Here is a 26,518-nt window from a genome sequence, read left to right on the forward strand (position 1 = left end):
CCAGATTAAACAAAGCGGCTGCATGGCTTGCCAATAGGGCCGCAACATGGTGAAGACATATTATGACAGATACACTTACATTAGAGGTCAATGATCTGGAGGTCGATGTCCTGACCGGCATCTATTCCGAAGAGACCCATTTGCCGCAACCTTTGCGTATTTCCATCGCGGCAGATTTGAAAATTCAGGAACGCTATGAAGCGGACACACCGCTGGAAAGCTCCAAAAACTATATGGACCTGAAGGACGCCGCCACGACCGCTTTGCCGGAAGGCGTGCATTTCAAGCTGATTGAAGCGGTGGCGGATCATATTATCGAAACCCTGTTTTTGCAGGACGAGAGCGTGTTGCGGGTTACCGTGAAAATTGTGAAACTGCTGATCTCCGAAAAGGGAGAAGCAATCGGGATCACTTTGTCCCGGGCGCGTAAATGAGTGACTGCGCGGTGAAGTTGGCACTGATCACTGGCGGTGTTCGCCGTCTGGGCGCCTATATTGCGGCTGAACTGGCGGATGCGGGCTATGCGCTTGCGCTTCATGGCCATAGCGATGCAAAACCGGATGAAGGGCTTAAGAAAGCACTTGAGCGCAATGATACCCGCTGGGAAGGCTTTGTTGCGGATTTCAGCGATGATGGTGCGGCGGCCGGGCTACTGGGCGCCGTCGGCGAGAATTTCGGGCGGATGCCGGACTTGCTGGTGAACAATGCATCCCTGTTTGAATATGACGATGCCAGCAGCCTGAACGGTCAATCGCTTGAAAGCCACATGAAGATCAACATGATGGCACCAACCATGCTGACCACCTTGCTGGCACGCCAAGTGCCAGAGGGAGAGCGGGCGGCGGTTGTCAATATTGTCGATCAACGTGTTCGCAATCCCAATGGCGATCAGCTGAGCTATACATTGTCAAAACAGGCTTTGGCCGAATCTGTGCGAAGTCTGGCAGTCGCCTGTGCTGACAAATTGCGTGTAAATGGTGTGGCTCCCGGGTTGACGTTGGAGACTGAGGATTATAGCGAAGACCAGATGGACCGCTTGGCGACCAATATGCCGTTGCAACGGCTTTCCTCACCCGATGACATTGCTGCGGCAGTGCGTTATCTGGCCGGGGCGGGCAGTGTTACAGGTCAGATATTGTTTGTCGACGGCGGTGCGCATATGAAAAGTTTTGATCGCGATTTCATGTTCATGGAGCATCGTTAAGTCCCCAGTTAACACTCTACTCATCGATAAATACCTTACATGGCGGGGATCTGTCCCCACCCTGCCGTGCGGGCTTTCAGCTAAAACGGGGGACTTATTAGTGAAAGGACCATTGTGCGTAATATTTCTAAATTCCTCCTGGCTAGTGCAGCCTCCATTTCTCTAGTTGCTTGCGGCGAGCAGGCTGCGGAACCCGAAGAGGTCGCGGTAGTGGAACCTGCAGAACCGACCGATATTGTTGGTGTTGCACAAAATAAATCAGATTTGTCGACCCTGGTAGTGGCGATGACGGCCGCTGAATTGGGCAAAACCCTGTCCGGAGAAGGCCCGTTCACGGTGTTCGCGCCAACCAACGAAGCTTTTAACAAGGTTGATCCGGCAGAGTTGAGCGCTTTGCTATCCCCCGAAAAGAAAGACGATCTTGCAGCCTTGCTGAACTATCATGTCATTTCCGGCAAGATGACCGCGGCCGATGTGACCAAGGCTATTGCAGACGGTGATGGCACCGCAACATTGACCACGGTTCAGGGCGCGAAGCTGAAAGCGCATCTGGAAGGTCAGAAAGTCATTCTGGAAGACGCAACGGGCGGCAAATCAACCGTCACTCTGGCTGATGTTGATGCGACCAATGGCGTTATTCACGCGATCGACACGGTTGTGATGCCCGGTTAAAATCAAACCGAACAAGTCTTGAAAGGCCTCGCCCTGCGGCGGGGCCTTTTTTGTTGGCTTTGACAGGATTATTGATAGGTTGGTTTTTGAACGAGGAGCCGATACATGGCACAATATTGGTTGATGAAATCAGAGCCCGATGAATATGGTTGGGATGACTTGATCGCGGAAAAAGAAGGCACCTGGGACGGCGTTAAAAATGCGCAGGCCAGCAACAATATGAAAAAGATGAAGATCGGGGATCAGGTCTTTTTCTATCACTCGCGCCAGGGGCTGGAAATTGTCGGGATCATGGAAGTCAGCGAAGAACAATTCCCCGATCCGTTCGACGATACCGGGCGCTGGATCGCGGTGAAGGTAAAGCCGGTGCGTAAACTGGACAAAGCCGTGCCGCTGAAAGAAATGAAGCAAAATCCAAAGCTCGCCAATTTGGCGATTATTCGTCAGACGCGCCTGTCGGTAGCGCCCGTGACCGAGGCGGAATGGGATGCCATATTGGCGATGGCGACATGAATCATTGCCGGCAAGACTGCGCAGACGCAATTTAACGCCGACGCCAACTTTTCGCCCAAAAATCCTAGTCCTTTGGTTTGATCCGGCTCGCCGGAACAATAAATTCCAGCCGCAATCCGGATGGTTCGCGGATCATCATATGGGTTGTGGGGCCGTCGCCCAGAAATTCTGGTGCAAATTCAACGACCACATCCTCATGCGCAACAAATTTGCGATGCAGATCGTGCAGGGTTGGCAAATCGCGCACAGTGATCGCCATATGATGCAGGCCGACATTATTCTTGCGGTCAAAGGTGACGGCCTTGGCCGGGTCATTGACCTGCCACAGGGTGACAAACATTTTTCCGTTAGTGACAAACTTTGCGGGATATTCCGGACGCCCGCCCGCCGGTTTCCATCCCAGCGTGTCGACAAAGAAGGACGCCGTATCGTCGAGCTTCGTCACAGCAAAACCGATATGATTGAGGTCAAGTGTCGCAGCTTCTTCCTGTGAAGCGGCTTCGGTCTGAGCCAGAGCAGGAGATGCAAACAACATGCCAGCGATCAGCAGCGGCGAAAGAGGTTTCATTTTATGATTCCTTTGATCAAATATCAGAGCGCTAACAGGTCATATTCGCTTTTGAAGCAGCCAATGTTACAGTCGGCCTCTATTTGTTTCGCAGTCCGCTGACCGTGGCGCCGGCGGCGGTCAGAAATTCCACTTCAGTCTTCAGATGCAGCAGGCGCAGGCCTTTGTGCTGCATGGCCTGTTCCAGAGCCGGGGCAAATTGGTCTGTACTCTCGACCGTCGCACTCCATCCGCCATAGGCTTCCGCGAGCATTGCAAAATCCGGGTTTTGCAGGGATGTGGCGGACAGCCTTGCGGGATATTCGCGTTCCTGGTGCAGGCGGATGGTACCGAAGCTGCCATTGTCGATGACCAGCACAAGCAGGTTGGCATCATATTGGACCGCTGTTGCGAGTTCCTGACCGTTCATCATGAAATCGCCGTCGCCTGCAATCACCACTGAGACACGCTCCGGGAAGCGAAGGGCTGCCGCGATTGAGGCGGGCACACCATAGCCCATTGCGCCGGATGTCGGAGCCAGCTGGCTGGGAAAATTGCCATAGGTCCAGTAGCGATGCCACCAACCGGAGAAATTGCCCGCGCCGTTGCAGATAATCGCGTCGGCAGGCAGCATGTCCTGCATCGCCGCAACGCAGGGCCCGAGATCGAGTTTCGCATCGGTGGGTTTCACCGTTGTCCACTGCTGATAGTCGGCATGGGCAGATTTGCCAGCGTCGAAACTCAGCAGGTCATCCTCCCAGAGCGCCGCCTGTTCGGCAAATTCGTGCATCTCCGCGCAGATCGGCAGATCGATGCGATAGACATGGTTGAGTTCGTCCGGATCGGGATGGATATGGACGAGTGTCTGATCGGGATGGTCCGGCGTGATCAGCGTATAACCATCGGTGGTTGCCTCGCCGAGCCGCGCACCGACTGCGATGACGAGATCAGCGGCCTTGACCCGCTCGACAAGTTTGGGATTGGGACCGTAGCCGAGGTTGCCGGCATAGACCGGGCTGGTATTGGGATAATTATCCTGCCGCCGGAATGCGCAGGCGACCGGCAATCCAATCCGCTCAGCATAGGCCGCAAAATTTTCGCGCGCACTCGCGCACCAGCCGGCCCCGCCAATAATGGCAATCGGGTCGGTGGCATCGCGCAGCAAATCGGTGAGTGTCGTCATCGCATTGGCGCACATGGGCTGTACCGGTGCGACCACTTTCGGGCGGTCGAGTGTTTCGACAACATCGCGCAGCATATCTTCGGGCAGGCTCAGCACCACCGGGCCGGGGCGCCCGGAACTGGCCGTATCAAAGGCCCTCGCGATATATTCCGGGATCCGCGCGGCATTGTCGATCCGCGCCGCCCATTTAGCGAGCGGGGTGAACATGGCAGTGAAATCGACCTCCTGAAAGCCCTCTCGATCCCGATCATCGCGGGCGACATCGCCTATGAACAGGATCATCGGCGTGCTGTCCTGCATCGCGGTATGAACCCCGATGCTGGCATTGGTCGCCCCGGGGCCGCGGGTGACAAAGGCGATGCCAGGGCTTCCGGTCAGTTTGCCATCGGCTTCGGCCATGAACGCGGCGCTGCCATCCTGACGCGTGGAAACGGTTTCAATGGTGCCGCAATCATGCAGCGCGTCGAGAACGGAAAGGAAGCTTTCACCGGGGACGGTGAATATCCGGTCGGTGCCCTGTATCACCAGTTGATCGACCAAAACCTGCGCGCCGGTACGTTTTTTCATCTTGCTTGTCCTCAACTCTGGTGAATGGCTTTGGTCACCATATAGGCTTTCAGGCCATCGGGGCCATCCTCTGATCCGTGCCCGGATTGTTTCACGCCGCCAAAGGGTGCATCGCCTGGGCTGACGGTGAGATTATTAATCGCGACCATGCCCGCTTCCACCATGTCTCCGACAATATTCGCGGTACGCAGATTTTCGGTAAAGGCATAGGCGGCAAGGCCGAGCGGCAGGCGATTGGCCTGTTCAATCGCTTCATCCAGCGTGTCAAACGGGCGCATGGCGGCAACGGGACCAAAGGGTTCATTGCTCATAATATCAGCCTGCAACGGGACTTCGGTCAGCACAGTCGGCCGGTAAAAATAGCCGTCGCTGTCCATCGCTTCGCCGCCAAGACGCACGGTTGCGCCTTTGGCTTTGGCATCGCCGATAAGCTGTTCCATCGCCTCTGGGCGGCGCGGATTGGCAAGCGGACCCATGTCGATATTATCGCCAAAGCCGTCGCCGACCTGCACTTTTTCGGCGCGTTTGGTAAACTCCGTCGCGAATTTTTCATAGATGCCGGACTGGACATAGAAGCGGGTGGGGGAAACGCAGACCTGTCCCGCATTGCGATATTTCTGCATCGCCAGCAGGTCGAGCGCCTTGTCCATATCGCAATCGTCAAAGACCAGTACCGGCGCGTGGCCACCCAGTTCCATGGTCGTGCGCTGCATATTTTCTGTCGCCAGTTTCATCAAATGCCTGCCAACTGGCACCGATCCGGTGAAGCTGATCTTGCGAATGATTTCAGACGCGATCAGATGCGACGACACTTCGGACGGATCGCCGAACACGACTTGCGCGGTGCCGGCGGGCAAGCCGGCGTCCAGCAGACAGCGGATCATCTCGATCGGGCTGGCCGGCGTTTCCTCGGCTGGCTTGAGAATGATCGAGCAACCGGCCGCCAGGGCAGGGGCCAATTTGCGGGCGGGTGTGTAGACCGGGAAATTCCACGGGCTAAATGCCGCCACGGGACCAACCGGCTGATATTTGACGAAGCTATTCTGTCCGGTCGGGCGGACCAGCACGCGGCCATAACAGCGCTTGGCTTCCTCAGCCATGGTGTCGAACATTGCGGCCGATGCGGTGACTTCGCCGGTTGCCTGACCCACTGGTTTGCCTTGCTCGGCCGTCATCATCCGGCCGATTTCCGGTGCACGTTCGCGCATCAGGTCGGCGGCTTTGTGCAATATCGCGGCACGCGCTGCGACAGGCGTATCGCGCCAGACCGGAAAGGCCCGATCCGCAGCATCCAGCGCGCGGTCAAGATCAGCCTTGCTCGCCTTGGGCAGATCGGAAATAGTTTTTCCAGTAGATGGATTGACGACTTGATGGACATCACGGCCCTCAATATCGATCCATTCGCCATCGATATGGAGTTGCAGGGAAGGGGGGTAGTTGTTGGACATGGTTGCTCCTGTAACCGGTTGAGACAGCACTAGACTTGTCGCTGCTTTCCCGCAATGACTGTGACAGCATTTTGAGAGGAAAAAGATGGAACTTGTCGCCGATGGATTACGTTTCCCCGAAGGCCCGATTGCGATGCCGGATGGCAGCGTCATATTGGTCGAGATTGCGGCCGGGCAACTGACCCGCATTGCACCGGATGGCACAAAGGATGTGATTGCAAAGCCGGGTGGCGGCCCCAATGGAGCGGCGCTGGGACCAGACGGCAAAATCTATGTCTGCAATAATGGCGGTTTTGAATATCAGGAAGCGAACGGCTTTCTGACCCCGCACGGGATTGCAAATGACTATTCCGGCGGCCGGATCGAACGGATTGATCCGCAAACCGGTGCGGTGGAAGTGCTCTACAAAAGCGGTGACTTTGACTGTGTCCTGCGCGGCCCCAATGATATTGTCTTTGATGAACATGGCGGCTTCTGGTTCACCGATCATGGCAAGATCGACTATGCCAAGCGTAGCCACGATATAGTCGGGATATTCTATGCAAAAGCAGACGGCAGCCATCTGGAGGAAGTCATCTTCCCGTCGCAAAACCCCAATGGTGTCGGTCTGTCACCTGATGGCAAGACGCTCTATGCTGCGGAAACCTATACCTGCCGCCTGATGAAATTTAACATTGCCGAACCGGGCAAAGTAGCGCCCGACGCAGGCCCTGGCGGTCCGGGCATCCCTGTTTACCGCCCCGCTGGCTATAAGTTTTTCGACAGCCTCGCGATTGAGGACAGCGGTAATATCTGTGTTGCCACCATCGGCGAATGCGGGATCAGCGTGATCTCGCCAACCGGTGAGCTGGTCGAATTTGTTGGCACCGATGATATCTTCACCACCAATATCTGTTTTGGCGGCGATGACATGATGGATGCATGGCTCTGTCTGTCAGCATCGGGCCGCCTTGTCAAAACCCGCTGGAAACGCCCCGGCCTCAAACTGGAATATCTCAATAAATGAACACCAATGTTATGAACTACGACACTGTAATTTTCGATTTCGGCGGGGTCATTACGTCCTCGCCCTTTGACGCGTTCAACCGGCTGGAGGCAGAACGCGGCGTACCGATTCATAGCGTGCGCAAAATCAACAGCACCAATCCACATGATAATGCCTGGGCGAAATTTGAACGTTCGGAAATTGATGCGGCAGGCTTTGATGAACTGTTCGCTGAAGAAGCGCGGGCCATTGGTGTGGATCTGAAGGGCAGCGAAGTACTCGCCTGTCTGGCTGGCGATATCCGCCCGGCGATGGTGGCGATGCTGGATACGCTAAAGGCGAAGGATTTTACCATTGGCTGTATCACCAACAATGTTCCATCCGGCAAAGGTTCCGGCATGGCGCTGGATGACGAGAAGGCGGCCGCCATCGCGGCTATCATGGCGCGATTTGATCATATTATTGAAAGCAGCAAGGCCGGCATCCGAAAACCCGACCCACGGATCTATGAAATAATGTGCGAAGCTCTGGACGTCCAGCCCAGTCAGTGCATCTATCTCGACGATCTCGGTATCAACTGCAAGCCAGCGGCGACTCTCGGCATGGCGGCTATCAAAGTTACCGGCGAGCAGCAGGCGCTGAAAGACCTGCATGAACTGCTGGATATGCCGCTCGGATAGCAACAGGTTTCTACACGAGTTTACGGTTTTCTGCTGATCTTAACATACTGAAGTCAGATGATTTTCAGTAAAGACGGTGCTTGTCCGCCGTTCTTAGTGACTCTTAGATGACAAATTTATTACAGTTATGTTGCAGATAGAGTCATAAAAGTGTAATAAAGCGTCAAAGAAAAAGGAGAGTGAGTATGAAAAACGCAAGGATTATTGCCGTTGCCATAGGCTTGACCATGGCAGCCCTACCCGCAGTAGCGCAGGCGCAAGAGGGTGAAATTGGCTATGATAAAGGTGCATTGGCCTATGATGCCCTGATGGCCGGCGACAATGAGGCGGCTGTAGCAAAGCTGGAAAGTGGAAAGCTTACTGATCCTGCTGTCATGATCAATTTGGGGCAGGCTTATGCTCGTACCGGACGTTCCGGCGATGCAGCGAAAATGTTCGTGGCCGCCATGAACAGCAATCGCAGTTTTGATCTTGTGCTTGCCGATGGCCAGGTGATTAATTCTCGCAAGGCGGCCGAGATGGCGTTGAACAATCTGAATGGACGGTTGGCTTCCCGCTAAACGGGCATATCCTATCGTTATAGTGAGGCGGCCGTTCGCATGGCCGCTTTTTTGTTCATTAATATTTACGCTGCAGCATTTTTGCATCGCAGCATGAAAAGCAGAGCGCTTTTGCGGCTTCCAAAGCAACTGCAACAATCCTGAAATATTATTGTCTCCAAAGAGTCATGCAAACGGCATCGGCGGGTCATTTGCCGCGCCTAGTGCCCAAGTCCGAAGGCGATGGGGGCATCTATGATTCGTTTCCACATCATCTGATCTGAAATGTTTGAAATCAGTAATCTGCGGAGACTTTTTCCATGTTAAATAAGCAAATTCGTTCAGTTCTCTTTGCTGGTGTTGCAGCAATGGCAGTAACGGCCTGTGGTGCCGATGATGTGGCTTCCCCCGGCGAAGGCACTATTGTCCTGCCAGCTCCGACCCCGACACCAACGCCTACTCCCACGCCAACACCCACCCCGCCAACTGGTGGTCCGGCAGCTGACTGTCCGACAGGCACAGCCAACGTCGGAACAATAACGACCGGTAATGGTGAAGAAGTTCGCAATTGCCAGATATCTGGTGTGATAACCAGTAATCTGACCGTACCCAATCGGAACGGCACGATCTATTCCTTTTCCGGCGCAGTCGAAGTTGGCGTTGATGGCGGAACTACCGGCATCATGACAATCGAACCCGGTGTTGTTATTTTTGGTTCATCCGGCGGTGATTTCTTGCTGGTGAACCGCGGCTCGCAGCTATTTGCGGAGGGTACTGCGGCAGAACCAATCATCATGACGTCGCGTCAGAATATATTGGGCACGACCGGCGTTAACAGCATTGGTCAGTGGGGCGGTGTTGTCATTTTGGGCCGTGCACCAATTTCTGACTGTGCGACAGGCGGTGCGTCCAACCCGGGCGGTACTCGTACCGACTGTGAAGCCATCGTGGAGGGACCATCCAATGCGGTTTATGGCGGGACCTTGCCAGCCGATTCCAGCGGCCGGATGTCTTACCTGCAGGTGCGTTACCCCGGTTTCGAAGTGTCGCCCGGCAACGAGCTTAACGGCATCACCCTGGCCGGTGTTGGTAGCGGAACATTCTTCCAGAATATTCAGGTCCACAACAGCTCGGATGACGGCGTGGAATGGTTTGGTGGCCGCGTAAATGGTAAAAACCTCGTCATGACCGGTATCGACGATGACTCGGTCGACTCTGATTCCGGCTACCAAGGTAATAACCAGTTCGTGCTCGCCGTACAGCGTGCAGGCGGCGGTGACCATGTCATGGAAGCGGATTCCAATGGCGATGAAGATGCTGAACCACGTCAGCGTCACCGTTTGGCGAATGTTACCTTTGTTTCCAGCGGCCAAGACCATGTCATATTGCTGCGCGGTGGCGGTGACTATGAATTCTATAACAGCGTATTCAATAGTCCGGCAGCCTGTATCGATATCGACAGTGCAACCACCATTCAGGCAGCTGGTGCAGCGGCGGACGAAAATGGGCCGCCGGTATTCGAATCTCTGTTTATGAGCTGCGCAACGGCATTTGTGGATGATGGCAATATCACGGCTGCCCAGATCCAGACGCTGTTCAATGCCGGCAGCAACAACACCGAATCAGGGACATCGACGCTGGCAAATTCCGCGGCGGCATTCCCGTTCATCAACGGTGCAACCGAAAATGCGGTTACCCCGTTTGCGGTCAGCGCTGTGGACGCTTTCTTTGAAGATGTCTCCTATATCGGTGCCGTGCAGGACGCGAATGATACTCGCTTCCAGGGTTGGACCTGCGGTCTCTACGCGGATGATTGCGCGACCGCTCCCACAATTGGCTAATTTACGAAATGACAAAGGGATGGCGGCTTTCATTGGTCGCCATCCCCTTTTTTGAGTTATAAAAAGGAAAAATTCCGATGACGAAGCGGGCATCTTTGGTCACCAGTCTATTTTTGAGCACGGCTTTGTTTTCGCCTGCTGCATTGGCACAAGCCACCTCAGAGGATACGGCCGCTCAGCCGGGCTCCGCGGATACTGCCCCGGAAAAAGATGTCGATATTTCTGCGCCTGGTGGTGATTTCAGCGGAGAGATTATCGTTCGCGGCAAGTTTATTCCGAACCCGATCCGGGCGACGTCAGAGGTTGTTTCGGTTCTCGGTGAAGAGGAAATCGCCCGTGCGGCTGATGGCGATATTGCCGGCTCCCTGCAGCGCGTAACCGGCCTCAGTGTTGTTGGCGGGCGCTTCGTTTTTGTCCGCGGCCTGGGTGAACGCTATTCTCTGGCGTTGCTCAACGGTCTGCCACTGCCTTCTCCCGAACCGCTGCGCCGGGTTGTACCGCTCGACCTTTTTCCGACCAGCGTGATCGCTTCCACGGTTGTCCAGAAAAGCTACTCGGTAAATTATCCCGGTGAGTTTGGCGGCGGTGTGATCAATCTGACCACCAAGGCGACGCCGGATGAACCATTTTTGAAATTCAGTTTTGGCGTGAGCGGTGACAGCGAAACCACAGGGAAACTTGGTTACACCTATGATGGTTCCGACCTCGATATCCTCGGCTATGATAGCGGAGTTCGTGATATCCCAAATGGTCTGGGACAGGCCATTGCACAGAATGTACCTATTTCAGTTGGTGATAATTTTACCAGTCTGGATCTGCAGAATTTTGCGGCCAGCCTGAACAATGCGGAAACTTCTCTGATCCAGCGGAATAATGATATTCCGGCCAATTTCTCAGCGGAAGTCACCGGTGGTACAACCATAGATGTCGGCAATGCCTTTGTCGGTATCATTGCGACTGCCGGTTTTGAGAATAGTTGGCGCACGCGCGGCGGTGTGCAGCAAACATCGCAGGGTATCGTCAATATTGACGGCACACCGGGATTGCGGCCTGATCAGGATTTCAATTTCCTGACCACGGAAAACCGCATCATCGTCAATGGTTTACTGGCCTTATCTGCGGAAGTTGGTGAACATAAATTTCGGTTCACCAATCTCTATATTCATGACACGGTCAAAGACGCTTCGATCAAGCAGGGCATTGATGCGATCAACGTCGATGAAGAAACCCTGCTCAATCAAGGCCGTACGAGCTGGTTTGAACGACAACTGTTCACAACGCAGTTTGTCGGGGAACTGAAATTTGACGAACTGTCTGTCGATCTGCGTGGTAGCTACGCGAACTCCAAGCGCGATGCGCCTTATCAGCGGACATATAGCTATGCCTTTGATCGCCTTTTCGCCAATGATTTCGTCAATGATCTGACATCCCCAGGCGAGTCAGCGCGCATCCGCTTCAGCGACTTGAACGATGATGTCTATGGTGCTGGTCTCGACATTGGGTATGAGACCAACATCGGCGTGCCCGTCAATTTCACTGCGGGTTACAGCTACTATCTCAATGACCGCGATGCACAGCGCCGGGATTTCCGCTTCATACCTTCCAATGGACTGCCCAGCCCATTTGACCAGCAGCGGATCGATTTCCTGCTGTCCGACCTCAATGTCTTCACGCAGGAGATTGAACTGCGCGAAGTGGCTGCGCAGACCTCTGTACCGGCCTATACTGCAGAGCTGGAAATCCATGGCGGCTATGGTCAGGTGGACGCGGAGCTGGCTGACGGCCTGCGTCTCAATCTCGGTGTGCGTTATGAAGATGCACAGCAAGAAGTTCTCCCCATCACGCTGACAGGAGGGCAGGCTTCTGTCGCGACCGGTCTCGACAATGACTATTGGTTGCCCGCCGGCACGTTGACCTGGAATTTTGCGGATGACATGCAATTTCGTCTCGCAGCTTCCAAAACCGTTGCCCGTCCTCAATTTCGTGAACTGGCGCCGCAACAGTTTCTTGACCTTGATACCGACCGGACCTTCATCGGTAACCCGTTGCTTGAGGATAGCGAGCTGGTCAATGTCGAGGGCCGTTTTGAATATTATATCGGCCGCGGCGAACGGATCACACTGGCCGGCTTTTACAAGGACATCGACAATCCGATTGAGAATGTTGCCTTTGTTCAGGGTGGCGGTACGCTATTCACCGGTTTCTCCAATGCGCCAAAGGCACGACTTTATGGAGCAGAAGTGGAGCTTGTGAAATATTTCCCGCTTTATGACATATTCGGCGGTAAATTCTTTGAAGACCGGCGGTTGTTGCTGGCGGCAAACTACACCTACACAAAGTCAGAAATCCAGGTCGCCGACGGCGATACTGCAATCAATCCGGTGACGCTGCAACCTACTTCGGCCCTGAATCTGTTTGATGACGGTGACCGCCTCACTGGCCAGTCAAAACATGTCGCCAATCTGCAATTCGGGATGGAGGCCGAGGAAGGCCTTTCACAGCAGACCATTTTGCTGACCTACAATAGCCCGCGGGTTACCGCACGCGGGCCGCAGGATCAGCCTGATCTGATCGAACGAACCGGCTGGCAGATCGACTTCGTGATGCGGGAACAACTGAAAATTGCCGGACAGGAATTTGAGCTGAAATTTGAGGCGCGTAACCTGCTCGGCACTGACTACCGCGAATCCCAGACGCTGAATGATACCCGGATCATAAACAATGGTTATGATGTGGGTACACGTCTGTCGATGAGCATCGGGATCAACTTCTGACGACTGGCTTTCGGGGTTCATGGCCGCAAACGGTTTGCTGTAATTTTTCTGTCATCAATGAGTCGCAGGTTGGTCACCAAAGCGTTATAGCCACTCTGGGAAGCAGAGTGCGGGGATTCGTGGATATTCAATCTTCTAACCAGTTTTTGGCAAAGGGCCGGAAGGTACCCGTGCCGGGTCTTTATTCGGTCTTGCTGGGCTTGCTGGCGGTTTTTGTGGTGGTTCAGGCGATACGGCTGATCTGGGTTGTCGTAACGCCACTGGGACCGATGGGAGATTGGCAGGCACGGGAAGTGCAGGTTTTATCGCCACAATCCCGGTTGACGCTGTTCAGCAGTTTCGATCCATTTTATCGTACTGGCCCGGCCGCAACAGCCAATGTCGTCACGTCGTTGCAGCTCACCCTATATGGTATCAGAATGAATGAGGGCTCCGGCCTCGGATCGGCGATATTGGCCGGACCGGACGGTGTGCAGGAAAACTATGCTGTGGGTGATGAAATCATGTCCGGTGTCAAACTGGATGTAGTCAATTTCGATCATGTTGTGATTGATCGCAGCGGTACGAAGGAAAGCCTGTATCTGGATCAGTCCGTCCCGGCAGAAACCGTGGGCGGCGAGTTTGATACGGATCAGGCTGCGATCTCTGGCTCGTCATCAGGCCCTGCTGGAACTACGCCAGCAGCCGAGGCAATCGCCAATGCGGTTGATCTTGCGCCGCGCAGTGCAGATGGCAAAGTGACGGGTATCGTTGTGTCACCACGCGGTGATGGCGCCCTGTTCCGGGCTGCCGGTTTCCGGGACGGCGATATTATCGTCTCGGTCAATGGTCAGCAGGTCTCCTCGACCAGCGATATTGCGGCACTAAAACGCCGTATTGTACCGGGTGCACGACTCTCTGTAGAAGTAGAACGCGGCGCTGATACTGTTCCCCTGGCAATTAACATGGGGACACAATGATGAACCACGCACTTACGAAAATGGCTGCCAGATGGGCAGTATCCCTTGCTATATTGGGACCTGTGGCACTGACCCCGGCCTTTGCCCAGCATAGCCTGAACGTTCGTGATGCTGACATCAGAGCTTTCGTGCAGGATGCGGCGCGGGTTACTGGCCGCACATTCATTGTTGATAGCCGGGTGCAGGGCAAAGTGTCGGTGGTTACGGACCGGCCATTGTCCCGCTCCGAATATTTTGAGATTTTTCTGTCGACATTGCGAGCAAATAATCTGGTCGCCATCCCGACCACGGGCGGTGCCTATCGTATCCAGCCGGCCGACGGGGCTGCGACCCAGCCAACCCGGATTGGTACACGCCAATCGGCGGCGAACCAGTTTGTCACCGAAGTTGTCCGCCTGAAATCCATTGAAGCAACGGCAGCTTTGGAAACCCTGCGCCCGTTGATCAGCAAGCAGGGTGCAATTACTGCCAATCGCAACGCCAACAGCCTGGTGATTGTCGACTATGCCGACAATATCCGCCGGGTGCGGGCACTGGTCAGCCGGATTGATAAAGACAGTGCGGCTTCCACCATAGTGAACCTCAAAAATGCGGGTGCGCGGGAAATTGCGACATCGCTGCAAACACTGGCTCAACAAGGCGGCAATGGCACGGCTGCGCCGGTTACGGTTGTCGCGATTGACAGCAGTAACAGCATTGCGCTGCGCGGTGATCCCAGTGCGGTGGCCAAATTTGTGTCGATGGCGCGGGAGCTTGACCAGCGTGCTGAATCCGGCACCGAAATCCGTGTCCATCAACTGGACTATGCCAATGCGGAACAATTGCTGCCAGTGATTGAGCAGTTAATGGGGCAGGGTAGCGCAGGCTCAACCGCCGCGGTCCCGTCATCTGTTGCACCGGCATCTGGGAGTAATGGAGGCGGTAACGGTGGTGCTGCGCCTGCGGTAATGCCGGTATCAACAAACGGCAGTTCCGGTGGCGGGATTGCCCGTCATGGTCCGGCGGTGGTCACACGCTATGAAGGTACAAACGCCATCATCGTTGCGGCCAATCCCGATGTGCAGCGCATGATTGGTGAATTGATCCGGCAGCTGGATACGCGTCAGGAACAGGTGTCGGTAGAAGCGATCATCGTTGAGATTTCTGACTCACTGGCGCGTGAACTGGGCATCCAGTTTTTGATCGGCGGCAAAGACACACCTTTTGCAGTAACCAATTTCTCCAACGCCGGTCCCAACATCGTCGATATCGCCGGTGGTTTACTCGCGGATCAGTTTGACACGACGACGACCACCACCACCGATACGGCCACGACAACCACGACAAATAGCGCGGTTGGCGACCAGCTGCTGGAAAATGCCGCCGATGCGATTTTGGGCGCGCGCGGCTCCTTCACCGGTTTCGCGACGACGCTGGGCGGTGATACGATTCTGGGTACGATCATCAACGCGGTGCAACGGGATTCCGATTCCAACCTGCTTTCCACGCCGTCTCTGACGGTGAACAACAATCTCAAGGGCAGCATCTTGTTCGGGCAGGAAATTCCTGTTTCCACGGGCGAGGCTTTGTCCAATAATTTCGACAATGCATTTCGGACGATACAACGTCAAAATGTCGGTATCGAGCTGGAGGTCACACCGCAGATCAATGCCGGGGATGAAGTGCGGCTGGAACTGCGTCAGGAGGTCAGCTCGATTGCCGGACCGGTTTCGAATGACTTCAATGAACTGATCATCAACAAGCGTGAGATAAAAACCACGGTCACGGTGGGCGACGGAGAGATTATCGCATTGGGCGGCTTGTTGGACGATAACGAGCGTCGCACGATTGAGAAAATCCCGTTTCTGGGAGATATCCCGCTGATCGGCGAACTATTTAAATCGCGTGGCAAAGAACGGATAAAAACCAATTTGATGGTGTTCATCCGGCCGAAAATCCTGCGCGACCGTGCCGATGCCCGGGCGTTTTCGGCTCGCCGCTATGGCTATATCAGGGGGCGCCAATTGCGCCGCGATCCAGAGCTTGAACCGTCAATTGATGTGCTGGTTCGTGACTATATGGGAGCAGTGCCTCCGGTCGCGGAAACCCAGCCCGGTGATCAGATTATTTATGCGCCGGGTGCAGTTACGCAGTCCCAGAATAATGAAGCTTTGCAGCAAGTTCCGGTTTTACCCAGCAATCCCGGTTCGGAGAAGGATGACTGATGAAAATCGCGAAGGGAACAGATACAGACGTTTCCGGCGATGATGAAAAGCCTGTGGGTGAAGAACCCGCATCTCCGCCGCTTCTGGATATTCCCTATGCGTTCGCGCGTGATCAAGGCGTGCTGTTGAGGCGGACAGATGGCAAACGGCTGTCAGTTGCGATGCGTGAAGGTGCTAATCCTCAGGCCTTGCTGGAACTGCGCCGCTATCTGGCCATGCCCTTTGATGTCGATCTGGTATCCCCCGACGCATTTGAGAAAATTCTGTCCGATCATTACGCCATGGATGGCAGCGCGGCCGCCATGGCCGGGGACATGAGCCTCAGCAACGATGCACTGGACGATATTGCCGGAGATATTCCCAGCGCTGAGGATTTGCTGGACAGTGCCGACGATGCGCCAACCATCCGTTTGATCAACGGCATTATCGCAGAGGCGGCCCGGCAGGGCGCTTCCGATATTCATATCGAACCTTATGAGACAGGTCTGGTTGTCCGGATGCGTGTCGATGGCGTGTTGGAAGAAAAACTGCGCATGCCGCCGCATGTCGCGTCTGTTATTGTCAACCGGATAAAGGTCATGGCGCGGCTGGATATTGCCGAGCGCCGGATACCGCAAGACGGCCGGATTAGCTTGACCCTTGGCGGGAAGCTGTTGGATGTGCGTGTCTCGACATTACCCAATCGCGCGAATGAACGTGTCGTTATGCGGATATTGGACAAGGAAAGCGCGGCGATATCGCTGGACCTGCTGGGTATGTCGAAAACAACCCACGAGATTTTGACCGAGGCCCTGTCGGAGCCCAATGGCATCATCCTGGTCACCGGGCCCACTGGTTCGGGTAAAACCACAACCCTATATGCCGGTCTGAAGCAGCTGAATGATGGCAGTCGCAATATCCTGACGGTCGAAGACCCGGTGGAATATGCTATTGAAGGCATAGGCCAGACACAGGTGAATGCCAAAGTCGGCCTGACCTTTGCCGCTGGTTTGCGCGCGATTCTGCGGCAGGACCCCGATGTTGTCATGGTGGGTGAGATCCGCGACCGGGAAACGGCGGAAATTGCCGTGCAGGCGTCTCTGACCGGTCATTTGGTACTCTCCACAGTCCATACCAATGATGCCGTTGGCGCGATTACCCGGATGCGTGACATGAAGGTCGAGCCGTTTCTGCTGGCCTCTACATTGCGCGCTGTGATTGCCCAGCGGCTGGTGCGCAAGCTGTGCCCGCATTGCCGCGTTCCGATCCAGGCAGATGGCAGCCTGGCCTCCCTGCTTGGCTTTGACAACGGCACTGTGGTGTACCGTGAAGTCGGCTGTGATAAATGCAACCATACCGGTTTTCAGGGACGCATTGGGGTTTTTGAAGCGATCCGCGTCGATGAAACCATCCGCAAACTGATCAATGATGGCGGTGATGAAGCACGTATCGCGGCTCATGCTTTCCTCAAAAAGCCGAATCTGGGTTCGGCTGCGCGGGCCCTCGTCCGTGAAGGGCTGACGACGGCAGAAGAGGGAATCCGCATATCGCGCCGTGACGCGCTGGATGAGCAGGTTGATGCCTGACTTTTCCTACACGGCAATCGATCCGAAGGGCCGGGAGAAAACCGGCAGGCTGGCGGCGGAAAGCAACGATGCCGCCCGTGCCAAACTGGCGGAGCGCAATTTGTATGTCGTGAAGGTGGAAACCGCGCAGGGCGTGGAAGCAAAGCCTACCCGTTCGCTTTTTGGCCCCAAAAAACTCCGTGCCAAGGAATTGACCCTGTTCACCCGGCAATTGTCGTCCCTTGTTCAGGTCAGTCCGCTTGAAGAAGCACTGCGGACCATTGGCAGCCAGAATGAAAAAGAACATGTCCGCGCGCGCATCGGTTCGGTCCATGCCGGTGTCATGGAAGGGCAACGGCTGGCCGAGGCCATGCGCCGCGAGCCGGCGAGCTTTCCGCCGCTTTACCGCGCTATGATATCAGCTGGGGAAAGCTCGGGAACATTGCCAGACATTACCGAAAGGCTCGCCAGCCTGCTGGAGCGTCAGGCAGAGATGCGCGGCAAGCTGATCAGTGCGCTGGCCTATCCCATTGTACTGGCACTGGTGGCGATTGTGGTGGTCGCGCTTTTGATGATTGCCGTCGTGCCCAAAGTCGTCGAGCAATTTGACGACGTGAATCAACAGCTTCCCTTTGTCACGCGGCTGGTCATCGGCATATCCGATTTTCTCGCCAACTGGTGGGGCGCAATTTTAGGTGTGATCTTGATTATCGGCTTTGCCGGTTGGCGGGCGTTGAAAGAACCAAAGGTCAAATACCGCTTTGACGGTTTTCTGCTGCGGATTCCCTTTTTGGGCAGATTGCTGCGCGACTTAAACGCGGCACGGTTGGCGAGGACCTTGTCCACCATGGTTGCAAGTCGCTTACCGATATTGGAAGGGCTGCGGCTGACGACCAACACGATCGGCAATAGCGTGCTGCGCAAAGCGTGTGAGGACATGACGGAAGCCATCAGAGGTGGCGGAAGCTTGTCCAAGGCGCTCAAAAATACGGGGGTTTTCCCGCCGATGCTGGTCTATCTGACCGCCAGTGGGGAAGCATCGGGGCAGCTTGACGAGATGCTGGCCCGGGCCGCCGATTATCTCGAACGCGAATTTGACAATTTCAGTTCCACCGCTTTGTCATTGCTGGAACCGCTGATCATTGTTTTGCTGGGCGGTGTTGTTGCGGTGGTGATTTTGGCTATATTATTGCCGATATTGCAGCTTCAGAATCTGGCCGGACTGTAAGGCGGGATCGATGGGAAAACATATGTTCAAGATTTCACACAATCTCTTCACCGACATGGGGCGCCCAACTGCACGTGGTGACAAGAAGAAACCGAAACCCAATGGCTTCACACTGGTCGAATTGATGGTGGTCATTTTCATTCTCGGCCTTCTGACCACGGTGGTCGTCATCAACGTGTTGCCGAGTCAGGACCGTGCGATGGTTGAAAAGGCGCGGGCTGATATCGCCACTTTGGGGCAGGCGCTGGAAATGTACCGGCTTGATAATCTCTCCTATCCCGCTTCATCCGACGGTTTGGCGGCGTTGACGAGCGCGCCTGCATCGCTGCCGCCATCGGCGCGCTATCGGCAGGGCGGTTACATCAAGAAGCTTCCCGATGATCCGTGGGGGCGGCCGTATCAATATGACAATCCGGGACGCAATGGGCCGGGTTTTGATCTCTATTCACTGGGCGCGGACGGTGCTCCGGGCGGCGAAGACGACAATGCGGACATTTACGCGGAATAGCCAAACTGCCAAAGGTGACATTGCGGCCAAAATTGACTAGCTAACCGCTAAAGACGCAATAAAGTTTTTCAGCCGAGTCGGGGAGGTCATGTTGGAACAAAATCCGTTGCTGTCTCTTTCCATTCGTCGATCGATCCGGGCCATGGGCGGCTAATGTCGGCATCCAAGCTCTTTGTGACAGTTTTTCCGGATGCAGAGGCGCAAGCCCTGCAATGGTGGCTTGTGATGGACGGCGTACTGAAGGCCAAAGGCTGTGATACTGACCCTCTGCTCGCTGCTGGACTAAAGCTGCCTTCGGCCGAAAACGAACCGATTGTCCATATCGCGCTGCTGTCCACAGCGCTTGGCATCGTACGCTGGCATGATCCGCTTGATGATATAACCGAACAGCAGGCATTGGCGGCAGCCCGCCTGGTTGCGCAGGAAAACAGCCTCGATGTGGAAAACCTCCATATAGCGGCTGTTGCCGATGACGCGGGGCAGGTGGCGACCGCATCGGTTGGCAAGGATGTGATCGCCAGTGGACTGGTCCGACTGCAAGCCCTTGGCATTGATTCCGATGTAATTGTCCCGGCTGGATGGCTGATCGCGCCCGAAGAAGACACCGTCGTGGAGGCCGATTTCGGCTTTGAAAAATTGCTGCGGGCACAGCAGATGATCATTCCCGATGAGCCATCCTTGCGCGCGCATCTTGTTGGTGACGGCAGCGTCACTATTTTGCCAGAAGCATCGGTTGATCAGGCGCTCGTCAATGCCGCGGACAGCGGCACGCTGAACTTGCGTTCCGGTGCTTTCGCCAAAAAAGCCGAAAGGTCGATGACTGCGCCGCAAAGGCGGCTACTGGGCTGGCTGGCCGTGGCTGCTCTGGTCATCTCTTTGCTGATTCCGGTTGTTCAATTGGTGAAGTATCACTGGGCTATAGCGGATGCGGAAACGGCAGCGCTGGCTGCGGCTAAACCGGTGATTGGACCCGCGGAAAGCGTGGATGAAGCAGACCGGCTGCTCAACGAACGGCTGATCCGTGAAAATCGCGGCAACATCGCCTTTTCGGTGCCAGCATCTGCGCTGTTCTCGGCCGTTCAGCAGACCCAGGGCGTTTCGATAGAGCGGATCAGCTATCGTAAGGACGGCACTGTTCTGGCAGGTCTGACGGCGGTGAGGAATGAAGACATAAACCCGGCTCTGATCGCGCTTCAAAATGCGGGATTCCTGATAACCGCGACGCCCCGGACCGATGCGACAGGATCATCCAAGGCTGACATTACGGTGCGCGCACCATGATCGCTGCCCTGAAAGAATGGTTCCAGGCGCTTAGTCAGCGCGAGAAGGTAATGATCGGGATATTGGGCGTTCTGGTTGCTTTGGTTGTCGGATATTACGCAATCGTCGCGCCTTTCATCAACGCCTATGTGTCGGCTGAAAAAAGCTATGCGGATGCCATTGAAAGTCAGGCGCGGATTGAATCCAAGGTGGCGGCATTGACCGCACCGGCAGACAAGACGGTAACGCCCGTAGCTGGCCCGTTGGACGTTTTTATCAGCCAAAATGCCGGGGAAGCAGGCTTTGCAGTCGGACGGCTGGATCCGCAGACCAACGGTATGGTCAGATTGGCGATTGATTCCGCCAAGCCGACGGCCCTGTTTGGTTGGCTGGCAACGCTGGAAGCCCGCGGCATATCTGTCGAGGAACTCGCGGTTAATCCCGCAGGCAACGAAACCGTTACTGCAACAATATTGCTACGATCTACAAAACCGGATTAGGTGTTCAGACTGCCTCGGCGGTCGTCTTGGATTTGTCAGCTTTCGCGTCTTCGCTGAACATCAGGCCGCCATCATCTTCAGACATGGCTTCCGGACTTGTCTGTTGATCTTCCACGTTCAGCTTTTTCTCCTGCACCCAGTTGCCGTCGGCATCGCGGATATATTTCGGTGCGCGCTGAACGTTCCAGACCAGACCCATTTTTTCCCAGAGCGAGATGATATAGCCGTTCACGTCCACTTCCCACCACATCATGCCGGCATAGGCGGAACGAGGATGCTGGTGATGGTTGTTGTGCCATCCGTCGCCAAAGGTCATCCAGGCCATGAACCAGTTATTGCGGGATCCGTCCTTGGTCTTGAAGCGTTGTGATCCGAAGACATGGCCGACGCTGTTTACGCCCATGACGAAGTTGAGGAAGAAGAAATTGCGGAAAAACCCGCCGATCAGGATCGTACCGATAATATGTTCCGGTCCGCCAAAGGCTAGCGCCCATAGTGCGGGGAATACAACACTGGAAAAAATTGCAATGGACCAGCGGTGCCGGTGACACCACAGGACTTGCGGATCATCGATCAGGCCCTTGCCGTAAACTTTCATATCCGACGTGGTGTTGTCGAACAGCCAGCCAAAATGAGCGATGCCGAGGCCCTTCCACTTCGACATTTTCTTGCCATGGCCATCAATATAGGGGCTGTGCAGGTCGCCAACCCGGTCGGAAAAGGCATGATGCCGCCGGTGATCGGCCGCCCATTTCAGGACCGAAGCCTGACAGGCCATTTGCGCCATAATGCCAATGGCAAGACGCATTTTCGGACCGGCTTCAAAAGCGCGATGCGTATAAAAGCGGTGATAGCCGATACCAACACCCATGTTGATCAGGACATAGCCAAACAGGAAAGCAGACCATTCGACCCAGCCAGTGGCATGGGTCAGCGTCCAGTAAAGTGCGCCAAGTGATCCGATAACCATAGAGGACAGCAGGATGCCATATTCGATGCGTTTGGCCCGCGCGGCGGGTCCGCCGATGATTACACCATGTTGTGGATGCGATTCTGAAGGTTCAAACCGGTCTGGTTGAATGTCACTATACGCGGTAGCCATAGATATGCCCCTGATACTATTTACATCAGTGAAATTAGCGGTTTTGGGAAAAGATTACAATTCTCTTAACTATTATTCGAACCGATATGGAGGCGATTGGCCAAAATCGAAAAAGTTTCGTTTGGAATCAAGTTAGTGCTGCCACTGTGGCCATGACCTCGTCGCATCATCCGTCCGTCTCGTTCGGGGATATCATATGTTCATGAAAGGAAAGTCGCCTTTCGGGGGATTCGCAATCCGCCATGCTCATGCCTGTCACCGGAAAGTTTCGGTCAATCTCTCCAGATAGTCAGCCAGATTCTCTATCTCGGTGTCATCCAGCACGGATTCTATGCGGTTATTTATCTTTTTGAACGGCGGGCGGGTGTTTTGGTGGATTGCATGCCCGTCGTCGGTAAGGTTCAGGAGCTTGGCCCTGCCATCATGCTCGCTTTTCTGACGCTCAACATATCCAAGGCCAATGAGCCGCCTGACCATTGCGGTAATGGCCGATTCGTTCAGGCCGAGGGCTACAGCCACGTCCTTTTGGGTCACATCTGTGCCATTACCAATGACTGCAATCACGCCAAGCTGCGCCGTGGTCACATTACCGCTTTCCAGAAGGTCCCGATCCGCGCGTTTTTGCAGGAAATGCGCAGCCAGTTGCAAGCGCCAGTATAGCTTCAGTTTCGATGCAGACATGGGCTTTCTCTAGCCCCCTTGAAAATTTCTGTCCTCTGGAATATACTTTAGGAGTGAAGTATATTCCAGAGGACGTTCGATGATAGATAGCAGCATGCAACAGTTTACCTTTTTGGCAGCCAGGCAATTCGAATGGCGCGAAGTCCCCACGCCGAAAATAGAAAGCCCGGGGCAGGCCATTGTCAGACCATTGGCGGTCACCCGCTGCGACCTCGACCTCTATATAGCGAACGGCATTGTTCCCATGCGGAACGAAGCGTTTGCCTTTGGTCATGAAATTGCCGGCGAAGTTGTCGAAATTGGCGATGATGTAAATGGATTTGTTCCCGGTGACAGGGTCATTGTTCCATTCCAGATTAACTGTGGGACATGCAAAAATTGCCAACTTGGCTTTCCTAACGCCTGCACCAGTGTTCCGGCCTTTTCAGCTTATGGCCTGGCGCAAAGTAGCGGCAAGGACTGGGGCGGTGGATTGAGCGATTATGTGCTGGTCCCCTATGCAGATGCAATGCTGGTCAAAATTCCCGATCAGATATCGCTGCCGGTGGCGGCGGCCATTTCTGACAATGCCAGTGACGGATATCGGACGGTTGCAGGCCCCCTGGAAAAACAGCCCGGAGAAGATGTTCTGATTGTCGGTGGTCTTGCTCAAAGTGTCGGGCTGTTTGCTGCTCAGGCGGCGTTAGCTCTGGGGGCAGGACGCGTCGTTTATACAGACTTTGACAGCGACAGGTTGAGCCGGGCAAAAAAGATCGGCGCACAGGTACTGGAGAGGCAATATCATGCCGACATGCCTGTTGATGGACAGTTTTCCATCGTCGTCGATGCATCCAATATGCCGGATGGTCTGATCTATGCGCTGAATTCCACTGCGGCTTGTGGCCATTGCACCGGCGTATCTGCGCCCGGGAGAAAGATGGACAATATCCCGTTGGGATCAATGTACATGAAGGGTATCACCTATGACATAAGCCGGGCCCAAGCGCGGGCGACGATGCCGGGTGTCATCAAATGCGCCTGCGACGGACGCATAAAGCACGAAGAGGTGATTTCAAAATCAGTGCCTTTTGCGCAGGCCGAAGAGATGATCACAGATCCCGACATCAAAGTCGTTTTTGTCAAAGACTGAACCTGCCTTTCAAGGCTCCATCAATCGATATTGACGTTGTTGCGAGAAGATCGCGGAGTTGACCGGACCCTCGGCGCAGTACGAGGCGTCGATCTTGACCTTGTCTTTGGCCTGGCTTGCTGGCGCCGCTGCTGTGCTGCGGCTGGCCGCGCACGGCGTTCGGACCGGGCGTTGTCGCTTCGGCGGTTGGCGCGCCGGTTTTGCCTGGTCTCGCCGCTGCGCTGACCACGGATTGCGCCATCACGCAAGGCTGCCCGGCCTGTACGGGCACCACTATCGGTTCTGCGTTCCCGTCTTTCCGCTCTCCGCTCGCGGCGCTCGGCGCGCTGTTCCGGGGTTAGGTTGCGGAGTCTTTCTTCTCTGCGTTCCCGGCGTTCTGCTCGTTGCTCGGGTGTGAGGTTGCGACGCCGTTCGGCACGGCGGTCTCGGCGCTCGGCGCGTTGCTCCGGTGTCAGGTTGCGCCACCTTTCCCCTCGGCGACCGCCTTTGCGCCAACCATATTCAGCGCGCTTTCTGGCCCAGTGGCGCCGGTGATGGCGCTTCATCGCATAGCGGGATCCGCGCCGGTCGAAAATATAGATGCCGTAACCGGGATAGTAGAAACTGTCATACCAGCCGCCGCCAAATCCGATATTGGCATAGCCATAACCATTGTCGCAAGCATAATAATCATCGAAGGGCGCATAGGGATCGCAGCCATAGCCTACGCCGTTCACATAGCCGTCACCATATGAGCCGCCGCCATAGGCGCAGGCGCTGAGACCGAGCATTGCTCCGCCAAGCAAGGCCGGTTTTGCAAGCTTGTTGATCCAGTTATGAGCCATGTTCATTCCCCTCTTTGCACCGGCCGCGCAGCATCGAGTGCTGCCGTTCCGATATTAGTTGCTTTAGACTGGCTTGGCCCCGCGAGTCCGACTTGTTTTCCTGTTGCCCTATTTTGTAACATTGACGGATTGAATTGGAAATGAACACAGATGCTTGCTGACATTAATGAAAGTAGTTAGTATGATCCGGCAAAACTGAGTATTTTCGGAGAGATTATTTTGGCCAGCGCAGCACAAGCCCACGGATATCCCTATACCGAGACCGCCAACCCGCATTGGGTGAAACCCCCGAGCAAGGAAGCCCTTGAGCATATTCCAGGTGAGGAAGGTATACCCATATTCGGTTCGACGCTGAGACTTATCAAGGATCCCATCGCGTTCGGGCGTCAAATGTTCGAAAAATATGGCTCGGTTTATCGGACTTATAATTTTGGCAAGCATAATGTCACGCTGCTCGGTGCCGATGCCACTGAACTGGTGATGTTCAACAAGGACAAGATTTTTTCCAGCGAGCAGGGCTGGGGACCGGTGCTCAACAATCTCTTTCCGCGCGGGTTGATGCTGATGGATTTTGAACGTCACCGGGCGGATCGCAAAGCGCTATCGGTTGCGTTTAAGCCGGGGCCGATGAAACATCACTGCAAGGTTCTGAACGAAGGGATAGCGGAGCGCGTGGCCGAGTGGAGCGGAACCGCATTTGAATTTTATCCGGCGATCAAATCCCTGTCACTGGACACAGCGGCGAGCGCGATTCTCGGCATTCCCTGGGGTCCGGAAGCGGACAAGATCAACAAGGCTTTTGTCGATGAGGTGCAGGCCTCCGTCGGCGTTGCCCGCAAACCTATTCCGTTCACCAAGATGTGGCGCGGCGTAAAGGCGCGCGAATATCTTCTGAGCTATTTCACACCGCAGGTGAAGGAACGGCGGCAAAAAGGCGGCGAGGATATTTTTACGCAAATCTGCCTGGCGACCCATGAAAATGGTGAGCTTCTGACCGAAGATGAAGTTGTCGATCACATGAACTTCCTGATGATGGCGGCGCATGACACCATCACGTCTTCGGCCACAAGCATGACCTATTTGCTCGCCAAGCACCCGGAATGGCAGGACAAGCTGCGCGAGGAATGCCTGTCTGTAGCTCCTGCCGGGCAGCCGCTGGCTTATGAAGATCTCGGCAAACTGGAATTGACCGAAATGGCATTCAAGGAATCCCTGCGCCTGATCCCGCCGGTGCCGAGCATACCGCGCCGGGCAGTCAAGGAATTCACTTTCCGCAACTATACCATCCCGGCCGGCACCAATATCGGCATCAGCCCGCAATTTGTTCACAAGATGGAAAAGCACTGGCCGAATCCGAGCAAATTTGACCCGATGCGCTTCACGCCGGAAAACAGCGCCGGTCGGCACAAATATGCCTGGGTGCCTTTTGGCGGCGGTGCCCATATGTGTCTGGGGCTGCATTTCGCCTATATGCAGATCAAGATCTTGATGCATGCGATGCTGACACAGAATCGTATCGTCCTCAGCGGTGGACCGGATTACGAACCCAAATGGCAGGTTTTCCCGATCCCACAGCCACGCGATGGTCTGCCGGTCCAGCTAGAAGCGCTGTAAAACGCGAAAGTG

General features: G+C 55.1%; 24 protein-coding genes. 18 read left to right on the forward strand and 6 right to left on the reverse strand.

Going from position 1 to position 26,518, the window contains the following annotated elements:
* Positions 1–62: 62 nt before the first annotated feature.
* The 4 genes from DK507_RS10240 to DK507_RS10255 all read left to right on the forward strand — a co-directional run bounded on the left by DK507_RS10240 (position 63) and on the right by DK507_RS10255 (position 2,389).
* Positions 63–434 carry a dihydroneopterin aldolase gene (locus DK507_RS10240; RefSeq protein WP_109356322.1) on the forward strand — a complete coding sequence of 124 codons (372 nt, stop codon included), beginning with the start codon at positions 63–65 and terminating at the stop codon, positions 432–434.
* On the forward strand, positions 431–1,204 hold the full coding sequence (locus tag DK507_RS10245) for an SDR family oxidoreductase (protein ID WP_109356323.1): 774 nt from the start codon (positions 431–433) through the stop codon (positions 1,202–1,204). The genes DK507_RS10240 and DK507_RS10245 overlap by 4 nt, the downstream gene beginning before the upstream one ends.
* Before the next feature lie 114 nt (positions 1,205–1,318).
* Positions 1,319–1,876, forward strand: coding sequence for a fasciclin domain-containing protein (locus DK507_RS10250; protein ID WP_254054340.1), 558 nt, complete (start codon positions 1,319–1,321; stop codon positions 1,874–1,876).
* A 105-nt stretch (positions 1,877–1,981) separates the two neighbouring features.
* Positions 1,982–2,389, forward strand: coding sequence for an EVE domain-containing protein (locus tag DK507_RS10255; RefSeq protein WP_109356324.1), 408 nt, complete (start codon positions 1,982–1,984; stop codon positions 2,387–2,389).
* A gap of 64 nt (positions 2,390–2,453) precedes the next feature.
* Here the strand turns inward: DK507_RS10255 and DK507_RS10260 are convergent, their stop codons facing one another.
* The 3 genes from DK507_RS10260 to DK507_RS10270 form a co-directional block, all read right to left on the reverse strand.
* Positions 2,454–2,957, reverse strand: a complete 504-nt coding sequence (locus DK507_RS10260) for a VOC family protein (RefSeq protein WP_216822380.1) — start codon at positions 2,955–2,957, stop codon at positions 2,454–2,456.
* A 79-nt stretch (positions 2,958–3,036) separates the two neighbouring features.
* A complete protein-coding gene (locus DK507_RS10265) occupies positions 3,037–4,686 on the reverse strand; it encodes a thiamine pyrophosphate-binding protein (RefSeq protein WP_109356325.1) in 1,650 nt (549 codons plus the stop codon).
* 11 nt (positions 4,687–4,697) lie between these two features.
* On the reverse strand, positions 4,698–6,134 hold the full coding sequence (locus tag DK507_RS10270) for an NAD-dependent succinate-semialdehyde dehydrogenase (protein ID WP_109356326.1): 1,437 nt from the start codon (positions 6,132–6,134) through the stop codon (positions 4,698–4,700).
* 85 nt (positions 6,135–6,219) lie between these two features.
* On the opposite strand from DK507_RS10270, the gene DK507_RS10275 reads away from it, so the two are divergent.
* The 12 genes from DK507_RS10275 to gspM all read left to right on the forward strand — a co-directional run bounded on the left by DK507_RS10275 (position 6,220) and on the right by gspM (position 21,156).
* The gene (locus DK507_RS10275) at positions 6,220–7,140 is read left to right on the forward strand and encodes an SMP-30/gluconolactonase/LRE family protein (protein WP_109356327.1); all 921 of its coding nucleotides are present in this window, start codon (positions 6,220–6,222) and stop codon (positions 7,138–7,140) included.
* Positions 7,137–7,799 carry an HAD-IA family hydrolase gene (locus DK507_RS10280; protein ID WP_254054341.1) on the forward strand — a complete coding sequence of 221 codons (663 nt, stop codon included), beginning with the start codon at positions 7,137–7,139 and terminating at the stop codon, positions 7,797–7,799. Before DK507_RS10275 ends, DK507_RS10280 begins: the two co-directional genes overlap by 4 nt.
* Before the next feature lie 185 nt (positions 7,800–7,984).
* On the forward strand, positions 7,985–8,359 hold the full coding sequence (locus DK507_RS10285) for a hypothetical protein (RefSeq protein ID WP_109356328.1): 375 nt from the start codon (positions 7,985–7,987) through the stop codon (positions 8,357–8,359).
* 299 nt (positions 8,360–8,658) lie between these two features.
* Entirely contained in the window at positions 8,659–10,179 is a 1,521-nt protein-coding gene (locus DK507_RS10290) for a hypothetical protein (protein ID WP_109356329.1), read from the forward strand.
* 77 nt (positions 10,180–10,256) lie between these two features.
* On the forward strand, positions 10,257–12,953 hold the full coding sequence (locus DK507_RS10295) for a TonB-dependent receptor (RefSeq protein ID WP_109356330.1): 2,697 nt from the start codon (positions 10,257–10,259) through the stop codon (positions 12,951–12,953).
* Positions 12,954–13,072: 119 nt separating this feature from the next.
* Positions 13,073–13,912: a type II secretion system protein N gene (locus tag DK507_RS10300; protein ID WP_254054342.1), complete on the forward strand. Its 840-nt coding sequence runs from the start codon at positions 13,073–13,075 to the stop codon at positions 13,910–13,912.
* On the forward strand, positions 13,912–16,116 hold the full coding sequence (gene gspD / locus DK507_RS10305) for a type II secretion system secretin GspD (protein ID WP_109356331.1): 2,205 nt from the start codon (positions 13,912–13,914) through the stop codon (positions 16,114–16,116). The genes DK507_RS10300 and gspD overlap by 1 nt, the downstream gene beginning before the upstream one ends.
* Positions 16,116–17,681: a type II secretion system ATPase GspE gene (gene gspE, locus DK507_RS10310; protein ID WP_109356332.1), complete on the forward strand. Its 1,566-nt coding sequence runs from the start codon at positions 16,116–16,118 to the stop codon at positions 17,679–17,681. Before gspD ends, gspE begins: the two co-directional genes overlap by 1 nt.
* Positions 17,674–18,888, forward strand: a complete 1,215-nt coding sequence (gene gspF / locus DK507_RS10315; protein ID WP_109357613.1) for a type II secretion system inner membrane protein GspF — start codon at positions 17,674–17,676, stop codon at positions 18,886–18,888. Before gspE ends, gspF begins: the two co-directional genes overlap by 8 nt.
* A 55-nt stretch (positions 18,889–18,943) precedes the next feature.
* A complete protein-coding gene (gene gspG, locus DK507_RS10320; RefSeq protein ID WP_109357614.1) occupies positions 18,944–19,396 on the forward strand; it encodes a type II secretion system major pseudopilin GspG in 453 nt (150 codons plus the stop codon).
* 153 nt (positions 19,397–19,549) lie between these two features.
* Positions 19,550–20,677, forward strand: a complete 1,128-nt coding sequence (locus DK507_RS10325) for a hypothetical protein (RefSeq protein ID WP_109356333.1) — start codon at positions 19,550–19,552, stop codon at positions 20,675–20,677.
* Positions 20,674–21,156 carry a type II secretion system protein GspM gene (gene gspM, locus DK507_RS10330; RefSeq protein ID WP_109356334.1) on the forward strand — a complete coding sequence of 161 codons (483 nt, stop codon included), beginning with the start codon at positions 20,674–20,676 and terminating at the stop codon, positions 21,154–21,156. Before DK507_RS10325 ends, gspM begins: the two co-directional genes overlap by 4 nt.
* Before the next feature lie 4 nt (positions 21,157–21,160).
* Here the strand turns inward: gspM and DK507_RS10335 are convergent, their stop codons facing one another.
* Positions 21,161–22,258: an acyl-CoA desaturase gene (locus DK507_RS10335; RefSeq protein WP_109356335.1), complete on the reverse strand. Its 1,098-nt coding sequence runs from the start codon at positions 22,256–22,258 to the stop codon at positions 21,161–21,163.
* A gap of 255 nt (positions 22,259–22,513) precedes the next feature.
* Positions 22,514–22,939 carry a MarR family winged helix-turn-helix transcriptional regulator gene (locus DK507_RS10340; protein WP_109356336.1) on the reverse strand — a complete coding sequence of 142 codons (426 nt, stop codon included), beginning with the start codon at positions 22,937–22,939 and terminating at the stop codon, positions 22,514–22,516.
* A gap of 79 nt (positions 22,940–23,018) precedes the next feature.
* On the opposite strand from DK507_RS10340, the gene DK507_RS10345 reads away from it, so the two are divergent.
* Positions 23,019–24,068, forward strand: a complete 1,050-nt coding sequence (locus DK507_RS10345) for a zinc-binding dehydrogenase (protein ID WP_109356337.1) — start codon at positions 23,019–23,021, stop codon at positions 24,066–24,068.
* A 20-nt stretch (positions 24,069–24,088) separates the two neighbouring features.
* On the opposite strand, the gene DK507_RS10350 is transcribed toward DK507_RS10345, so the two are convergent.
* On the reverse strand, positions 24,089–24,892 hold the full coding sequence (locus tag DK507_RS10350; protein ID WP_109356338.1) for a hypothetical protein: 804 nt from the start codon (positions 24,890–24,892) through the stop codon (positions 24,089–24,091).
* Between the two features lie 219 nt (positions 24,893–25,111).
* Here DK507_RS10350 and DK507_RS10355 point away from each other — a divergent pair, with 219 nt between their 5' ends.
* Positions 25,112–26,506, forward strand: a complete 1,395-nt coding sequence (locus tag DK507_RS10355; RefSeq protein ID WP_254054343.1) for a cytochrome P450 — start codon at positions 25,112–25,114, stop codon at positions 26,504–26,506.
* The last annotated feature ends 12 nt before the right edge of the window (positions 26,507–26,518 follow it).

Source organism: Sphingorhabdus sp. EL138, from assembly GCF_900258045.1.
Lineage (GTDB): Bacteria > Pseudomonadota > Alphaproteobacteria > Sphingomonadales > Sphingomonadaceae > Parasphingorhabdus.